This is a genomic window from Endozoicomonas sp. ALC013 (assembly GCF_049310205.1).
In the GTDB taxonomy this organism is placed as follows: Bacteria; Pseudomonadota; Gammaproteobacteria; order Pseudomonadales; family Endozoicomonadaceae; genus Endozoicomonas.
The window spans coordinates 1-1,070 of record NZ_JBLYNS010000409.1; the positions used below are offsets into that span (position 1 = coordinate 1).

Genomic DNA, 1,070 nt, shown 5'->3' on the forward strand with positions numbered 1-1,070 from the left:
TCATCAGGAAAGCGCCGGTACAAACTGAAGCGTTCAACCTGGCCTGTTTTCCCTGAGAGTAAATCCATTGTAAAACACCGGGCTTATCCATTTCTGCGTTGTGCACACCACCGACAACCTATAAAAACTGCCCATTAACGGAGATTCTCAAAAACCTCAGGATGCTGTTCGACAACTCGCAACAAAGCTTTTGCAGGCCCCTGAGGATTCCGCCGTCCCTGCTCCCAGTCCTGGATTGTCCGAACACTGACTCCCATAAAAGAAGCAAAAGCCGACTGGGACAGCTGGAGCTTTTCCCTGATCTCTTTGGCAGGTGACGGCTCTGATAAGACGGTCGTTTTCAGCTTTCCCTTACCCGCCTTAAATGCCTTGATCTCATTCAGGCCATCGAGGATTTCCTGACCAATATCTCGTTCATTCATCGTTTATAGCCTCCGCTATCTTTTTCAGGATATGACCAGGAATACTTTCACGCTCCGACTTGCGATATAAGGTCAACATCCAGATTTCAAAATCACTCTTTTTCCAGTAATAAATAACCCGGATACTACCACTTTTACCCTTTCCATCCGGTGCCCATCGTATTTTACGGACACCCCCACTACCCCTGATAAGATCGCCAGAATCCGGTTTCTGTTGAAGGTGCCACTGCAATACCCGGTATTCATCATCTGATAAATATCCGGATAGCAATTTGGTAAAGCGGCTGGTTTCTATAAAAATCATACATTTATTATACGGCAAAGCCGTATGAAATCAATTCTGAAAGGAGTTTCAACAATCAAGTAAGTACAAAAGTCCTTTTTCTTGAAGAATCCGACCATCTCTACTGGCCGATGACCACCGTTTCTCCCCTTACCCAGTCAAGGTACTCTGGCAGGCCATTTTCAATGGGTATCTGAATAACCTGTAAATCATTGTACGACAGGGTATGCAGTCACCTGGTATCATAGTTACGATGCTGTGTTTATCTTGTCCTGAAAGCGGTACTTCATACTATCAGGCCTTTTGCCAGTGGAAATCCATTTGCCTGGCGGTCTTTTCTGCCAGCGCCTGACTGTGTAAGCGAT

Annotated in this window: 2 protein-coding genes; both read right to left on the reverse strand. The window is 45.7% G+C overall.

Features of this window, described 5'->3' with window-relative positions:
- Positions 1-134: 134 nt before the first annotated feature.
- Complete coding sequence (locus ACO6V1_RS24175) at positions 135-422, reverse strand: helix-turn-helix domain-containing protein (RefSeq protein ID WP_101746508.1); 288 nt, start codon at positions 420-422, stop codon at positions 135-137.
- A complete protein-coding gene (locus ACO6V1_RS24180) occupies positions 415-726 on the reverse strand; it encodes a transcriptional regulator (protein ID WP_422449281.1) in 312 nt (103 codons plus the stop codon). The genes ACO6V1_RS24175 and ACO6V1_RS24180 overlap by 8 nt, the downstream gene beginning before the upstream one ends.
- Between the last annotated feature and the right edge of the window lie 344 nt (positions 727-1,070).

Bases quoted from the DNA above. Each gene is read 5' to 3' on its own strand.
- ACO6V1_RS24175 (WP_101746508.1), bottom strand. From the start codon at position 422: ATGAATGAACGAGATATTGGTCAGGAAATCCTCGATGGCCTGAATGAG.
- ACO6V1_RS24180 (WP_422449281.1), bottom strand. From the start codon at position 726: ATGATTTTTATAGAAACCAGCCGCTTTACCAAATTGCTATCCGGATAT.